This window comes from Bacillus sp. AF62, from assembly GCF_050312695.1.
GTDB classification, from domain to species: Bacteria; Bacillota; Bacilli; order Bacillales; family Bacillaceae_G; genus Bacillus_A; species Bacillus_A cereus.
The window spans coordinates 1-7,195 of the sequence record NZ_JBNPJZ010000078.1 but is presented as its reverse complement, the minus strand read 5'-3'; the positions used below and the strand labels follow the sequence as shown (position 1 = coordinate 7,195).

Sequence of the window (7,195 nt, the reverse complement as noted above, 5' to 3'; positions counted from 1 at the left end):
CTCTAAACTGCGATTCTGTTACGCCATGGCTACGTAAATAAGCAAGCGGGTCTTCATGATCTGTACCGCCAAGATACTTCCTCACATCGTTATGCGTCCACAATCCTTTTTCAACTGACAGATTGTTATCGTGTAAGATTTTCGCTAACAGCTTTACGTATTTCTCATAACTTCTTTTAAACTTAGCGTAATCGGCTGTTTCACATAACTCTACATGGACAAATCGTTTATTGGCTCCTGGTCCTGCACCATACGCAATGTATCTTGTATCCGCAATTTGAATGGTTTCATTCCAATCCACTGCGTAATGAACGAATGCCTTTCTCCAGGTACGAGTTTCATAACGTTGAATATTAATGGCAGGCGCTTCTGGTGTTGCGGTACTGTGGGCAACCACTCCTTCATATGCCCCTACACCGCCCCTGTATGGTGTTTTCGGTGCATCAGGTATCAGAAGTATTCTATCGGCAAAAGCGCTTGTAGACAGCGAAAATAGGATACATAATGTTGTAACTATCCCCAGTAATCGTTTCATTTTGTTTCTCCTCCCATAGAAAAACGCACCACCGATTGGCGATGCGTTCTCTTTGTTTTTATTTGTCTGTTTGTGCTGTTCCCTCGTGGTCGATCCATACTCCTATCGAAACACCTAGTGTGAAAAGGTACGGTAACAATTCGTCGATAAAACTTTTTGTCTCCAGTAACCCAGCCTTTGCACAAATAAATCCCAGAAGGGAGGCAAGTGCCACCCATGTTTTCCAGTTACGTAATCGTTTTCGAATATTTTCTTTTGTCATGTCTAATCCGTCTCCTTTTCGATTGTATCCAAGCGTTTATGCGCTTGTTTGGTACTTTCTTCTACTCTTGTCACACGTTCCCCCAGTGCTACCATTTGTTTTTCGCTTGCTTTCAGATCGATCCGGATATCATCCACACCCTTTCGAATATAACCCAGTTCTGCTTTGACCTCTGCACTTTGTTGTCCATCTGCCTTGATGGATTTAGATTTATTCAGGGCGTAGCCAAAATAGCTGATGGCGAGTGATAATAACGCAATCAGCACACCAAGTTCGATTGTCATCCGTTTTCCCTCCCTCTATCCATACTCCTCATCTATATCAAAAAAGAGAGACAAGAATTGCCTCCCTTTTGTTAGCAAAGCCCTATTTTGTACAAAATAAAAACAGCTTATGGCTGCTTTGGTTCCTCATTTATTAATTGTTGTACTAATACCTTTAATTCAGCAATTTCAGCTTTCATTGAAACTTTCTCAAGTTTTTCTGCTTCAAGTTGTTCTTTAAGAGTATCAACTTCCTGCTTCAATATACCGTGGTCAAATTGAAGATTTTTAACTTTAAAGTCAACTTCTTGTATTGCTTGAATAGAAATTGAAACCGAGCTATAAAGTGTTACAGCGTCTTTCTGTGGTGTGGTGAATACATCGTCAGAGTCCTCCGCAATCATACCGTAATTAATTGGAAGTATAATAGACTCCCCTGACTCGAAGCGTTCAACATCTCTTATAAAGTGATACTGTTTGATGTTTACAGAGTTGATTTTATCTAAAGCAGAGAATGGAAGGTCTTTTATATCCGTTTTAAGCTTACGAGAAGAATTAGGGATAAATTCTTGCGCCCACATACGCCCTGTAGCGCTAATATTCTCTCGCGCTCGTAATGTTCTTAATTCTATATCTTTCCATCCCTTACCCATCATATCTTTAATCTGCAAGCCATTGTTATAACCTTGTACAAAACTTGACCTTATCATTGCATTACCCATAATTAAATCATGATCGGTGGTGCCGTTTACGAAATGTATTTTATAGTCACTGCCTTTTCTTTTGAAAGTAAACTGCCCAGCGTTATTTGTAAAAATATGTGGTTCAGTTGTAGTTACAGAGAAGTAACCATATCCTGGAGCCCATCCTTCAGATTCAAAAATAATATTATTCAAGTTTTGAAAACGAAATTGTCCATCTGAATATACGCTCAGATGTCCACCGTCATTATGCATTTGAATATAGTTTGACCAAATATTAGTTCCTTCTGCATTTTCTCCTTTAGAAATCCCAAATTTCGCATATGCTTTAGAAGGTTGATCAACTCCATTCATTCGCGGCATGACTTGATAAATATAAAATGATCCTGTACCAGCGTATTTTCTATTATCAGAACCAAGGACTAATGAAGGTTGAATACTTCCATCATCTGTTTCCATAAATCCTATATAGCCACGTGGCTTATCCGAATCGAAAATCTTCATGTCTTGCTTATTTATTTCAACAAATCTATTTCCACTCGTTTTAAGTGTTACTCCTTCTAACACTTGTCCTTTAATATGGCTCGCTGTAATAAAACCTTTTAAGTTAATTCTGTTCGCATTCAACGTAATGTTTTCTTTACTCATATTGAATGCTGCGATTACATCGTTTTCTTTTACAGATATGCTAACACCCTTTTCAGTTAACTGAAGACGTGTTTCCATATCTCTTACATAAGATGATGTGGCAAATTGCCCATTTGCTTGCTCTTTTGTGTATACCTCTGTCTTTTTGGCTGAAGCATTTATACCCTGTTCATTGATAGTAAAGCGGTTATCAATCAAAGTCATTTTTTGATTAAATTGCTCAGTTGCAAGTTTGTTAGCTAATTCGCCCAACAAATCTTGTTTATTTTTATCAACTGTTTGCTTCAACTCAGGGATTTTAAACCCAGCAATATAATTCTCTACTTGTTTCAGCTCAACTTTACCTTCAATTGCTTTCGCAGTATTTTCCCATCCAGCTTTCGCCTCTTGTAATTGTCTTCCTTGTTCTGTCTGCGTATTTTGTATGAAAGAGACATTTTGTTTAATAGTAGTTGCATCTTTTTCTACAGTCGCAACACGCTTATCAAATCCATTTTGATTATGTTCCACTTTTGTGATTGTTTCTTTAATTCCATCCACATTTTTTACAATCTCTGTTGTTTTCTTTGTAAATTCATCTGTTGTTACTTGTTCTTCAGGCGGCGCTGTCCAATCTTGTGGCTTATTCCCTTTATACAAGGCAACCCATTCCACAATAGATTTCGTAGTACTACTCGGGTAATTATATAAGCTTAACTTTCGTTCATTTCCACTTGTAGCCGCAACAGCTTTGAAGGTTACATACGTTATTCCATTACCATAAACACTTGTTGCATATCCAACATTGCTGGACCCGCCATTCTGACAGATTCCAAATTTCTGACCTTGCGGGACACTCCCTTTTATTACAAAGGTATATACCTCATCCGCAAAGAAATTTTCAGTTAGAGAATATTGATTGATTAGATAATCTGTTTTTTCATATTTAACATTTGATTGTAATAAAAGGTTACGTCCACCAGCTTTATCACTATTCACCTTTGTTTCTACACTTGTTAACTTCTCACTGATTTTCCCAGCTTCTTCTTTCATTTCAGTTGTTTTTTGCTTAAGCTCACTTGTTGTTTGCTGCACATCAGAAATAGTCTTCTTTGTACCTTCTACAGTAGATTCAACTGTATGTAATGTATTGCTAATGTCAGTATCTTTTTTCGTTAACGATTCAATAGAAGTTTTAAATCCATTAGAATCCTGTTCAAACTTAGTTACTTTTTTATCGATTTCACCTTGTTTATTTTCGATATTAGAAATGGTACGACTAACACCTTGTAAACCTTCCTGTACTTTATTGAATTGTCCTGTAGCTTGATTCTGTGCTTCTTGTACCTTTTGGTTTAATTCTGTTTTTGTGGACTCAATATCTTTATTAACCTGTGTTAGTGTTTCTTTCTTGATAGTTTCTGGATCAGGAACAACCGATTCCCACGCTGCACCTGTCCATATTTTTAAAATACCAGGCTTACCATTACTAGTATCACGCCAAAGTGTTTTATAAGGTTTAAGCCCTGTTGTTGGCGAATTCTTAGCTTCTATAATTTCAACAGTATTATTTTTCATATTCTCTTGTACCTTTTCGGCAAGTGTTTTCGCGGCTTCTGATTCTTTCTTAGCGTTACTTGCTGTTTCATTCGCTTCTTTCACCAATTTATCTAACTGATCCAGCATTTCTTGTTTCTCGCCGAATTTACTAAGGATTCGATTATAAATTTTTCGTAATTCTTCGTTCGGATCAGTCATTTCACGATAATCACCAAACACATATTTATCTTGTGTAGGATCCGTAAAAGATTCATCACCGGCAATTACACGTGCTTCCAGGTATAACTTAGGTGTGAAGCCTGTATCTTTGATTCGGATTGTATCGCCCTCGTTAATGAGTTCATGTGCTAGTCCGAAAATACGTCCAATGGATTGTGCCTCTACTTCATACGAAACGGAAGAATTAATACGTTTTTTCAGTTCTATTTCCATTAACGTCATTAAACGTTGTGGTGTCATATGTAACTCTTCTGTTTCTGGCGTATAAAAACCAAACTTATGCTTACCACGTTCGTTCCATCGTTGAAATGCATCATGATCAACAATATAAGGAATTCCCCTGTTAATACTTTCAACAGTAATTACACTATCGCCTTCGCCTTTTACAAATCCGACTAACGCTGTACAAATATCTCTTGAATGTTCCATACGTGTAACACCTATCAAATCTTTACCTAACTCTATTTCTTTACCAGTGTCTCGGCCACGCCTTTGAATCATATCAACATACCATCCAACTATTTGTGACCCTTGAACCTCAACGCGGTATTGAATTTCTAATTTGAATAAAGAAGCTATTTTCTTTAAAAAAGTTAACGGATCCATAAATTCATCAATGGTCATAGTGTGAAAACCTGCATAATCTGTTTTTCCACGTTTCCATTTCATGCCTACAAGAGCCATATCAATGAATTCGTTTACTGTTTTACCTTCTATCCTTTGTGGTTTTATAATGCCTGATTTAGCAATTTGAACCCAAGCTCCTGAAGCATATGTGGTAATGGATCGTTTGTCTGAATTCTTCTCTGTTTCTGTAATGACATATGGTACAACTCTTCCATCGCGAACTTCTTTTAGAACAAGATTTTGTTGTTGTAACGTAGCCGAATGAGTTGTTCCATCAAAGACAGCAAAATCCAACATATCAACATTGTTTTTCAGTTCCCAATGCCTTTTGTCATCCCAATAGTCATTTGGCTGGATAGCTGCAACGATTTGATCTGTTTTGAAATCCACAACATGTAAAATCCCGCTTGGTGTTCTCATCTGTATCTCTCCCTATAACTAACAGTTGCTTTCACATCTGGTGGCATGATATCGATACGATTCTCACCACGTATGACAGTTGGAAAATTACTAAAAATGTCTTTTAAATTAATCGCATTTTTACCGTTAATGGTTACAAGACTTTTTTCTGTATCAATTATAATCTTGTCTCCTGTATCAAAAATGTAAGGTGGATTATTTTGAGTATCTAAATTCACTTTCCAGAATTTCAAATCTGAAACGGTCATTGCTTCTACTGGCGGTACATCTTGCCATTGCATCATACTAATCTGGATTTGTGCTGCTTTTTCCATATGATAATTATTTTCATCCGTCCACCTTGCAAATCGTTCTGAATCATCCTTTTCTGTCCCCGGAAGGAATTTCGAGATATAAGCCTCCCACACATTTCCCGTTCTAGCTATCCACAATCTTCCGTAATATTGATTCCATGTATTCGGATAATCACCACTCTCATAAATCAAACCTATTTTTCCCGGCTTATTATCATATCCAATTACCATTGTTCCGAAATTTTGTTCAGCTTGCCAAAACACATCAGACATAGCAATTTTTGAAAGCACCTTGCTATTTTCATCGAGTATCGCTATCTCAACCCGTCCCATTTCATTGATTCTTTTACTCTTACATGTAACGTAAGCTTGCATAATAAAATCTTGCACTGGGCCACCGGGGATATTTTTTTTAACAGCTGCACCATGCCACCCTTTCCCTGCACTAGTACCAAAATCAGAACAATAAAATTGATATTTATCTGATTTCATTTCGCCAATCGGTTCGCCATCTTCCATCGAACTGACTTTACTCCAACCTACAGTGTTAGCCATTTCATCCCATATAAGCCTTTGATTTCTTTCAACAGGTAGTTGCTCTGTTTTCAAAGGATAACCAATTCTGAAGTAATCTCGATTATATGGATACTCACCAAACCACACATCTAAAAATGTACTTGGTTTCTGTGCTTCGATTTCAATAATTGCAGGTGCTTCTATATTCCCTTGATTAATAAAAGAAGTCGCCACTTCTGTAGAGCTACTTTGAGAGAACATATGAGTATTTTGTTTCCCTAATTTATATGGCATCGGACAAACAAAAGTAATGACACCTTTTCCTCTATTGACTATCTCATCCAAGTCTACAGAGCCATCAATTAATGCTAGATACGTCCTATCTAATTCATCATCAAAAACAAGTTCAGCTGGTTGCTCTGTATATAGCCAATCTGCTAAATCTTCTTTTATCTTTTGCAAATCCGCCATATCTTTTGCTGCTTTAATGACAAAAGGAACATCAATACGACGTTCCTCCGTTTCTGTATGAAGAAAAAGAGCCCCTGCACGATGAGGGACTCTTACCAATCTTCTTTTTATCGGAGCCCACGAAGGGCGCTTTCTTCCAACTAGCATTTGAACATAATCTTTTCTAATCTTATTAAAAGTAAAACTGAGTTTCCCCAACATGCTCACCCCCCTTAAAATTCCGCTCTTCTTTTTTGGTCACGGTCTTGAAGCTTTGTCGTATATGCGTAACTTCCGTTCGCTAATTCTTTTCCATCTAAAACGTTTGTCATATTTACCGTTACATTCAATTCTTGTTCTCTACCTGATCTATCCGAGAACATAGTTTTTGCCATAGATGGATTGTTATAATCTAATTGCGGTTGCGTATATCCACTAAAATTGTCAAACGTATTTTGCGGGATACTATATTGATTTGTTTGGAATCCAAAATCAAATACAGATGGCATATTACTCATCTGTTTTTTGACCGTTCCAACTACATTTTTTGCTGCATTCACCACAAATCGTTTCCCCTTATCCATACCAACGCCAACACCTTCTGGAACTGCACTACCGACTGGAATCATCACTTTAGATGGACTATTAATTTCTAATGCTCCAGAAATAGTCTTTTTAATGTCACTTGCAATTCCCGCTGCCTTACTGAACAGACCTCCTGA

The 7,195-nt window shown here is 37.2% G+C and carries 5 protein-coding genes and 1 pseudogene; all 6 read right to left on the bottom strand.

Features of this window, described 5'->3' with window-relative positions; translation table 11 throughout:
• Positions 1 to 535, bottom strand: a 535-nt coding sequence (locus ACQRBL_RS19170) for a peptidoglycan recognition protein family protein (protein WP_427735188.1), incomplete at its 3' end; no start/stop codon positions are given.
• A 58-nt stretch (positions 536 to 593) separates the two neighbouring features.
• Positions 594 to 797: a hypothetical protein gene (locus tag ACQRBL_RS19165; protein WP_411996746.1), complete on the bottom strand. Its 204-nt coding sequence runs from the start codon at positions 795 to 797 to the stop codon at positions 594 to 596.
• Positions 798 to 799: 2 nt separating this feature from the next.
• Positions 800 to 1,081: a hypothetical protein gene (locus ACQRBL_RS19160; RefSeq protein ID WP_000151299.1), complete on the bottom strand. Its 282-nt coding sequence runs from the start codon at positions 1,079 to 1,081 to the stop codon at positions 800 to 802.
• Between the two features lie 107 nt (positions 1,082 to 1,188).
• On the bottom strand, positions 1,189 to 5,214 hold the full coding sequence (locus ACQRBL_RS19155) for a phage tail spike protein (RefSeq protein WP_411996745.1): 4,026 nt from the start codon (positions 5,212 to 5,214) through the stop codon (positions 1,189 to 1,191).
• Positions 5,211 to 6,695: a distal tail protein Dit gene (locus ACQRBL_RS19150; protein WP_411996744.1), complete on the bottom strand. Its 1,485-nt coding sequence runs from the start codon at positions 6,693 to 6,695 to the stop codon at positions 5,211 to 5,213. Before ACQRBL_RS19150 ends, ACQRBL_RS19155 begins: the two co-directional genes overlap by 4 nt.
• Positions 6,696 to 6,706: 11 nt before the next feature.
• Positions 6,707 to 7,195: pseudogene (locus tag ACQRBL_RS19145) on the bottom strand (phage tail tape measure protein); the annotation flags it as partial.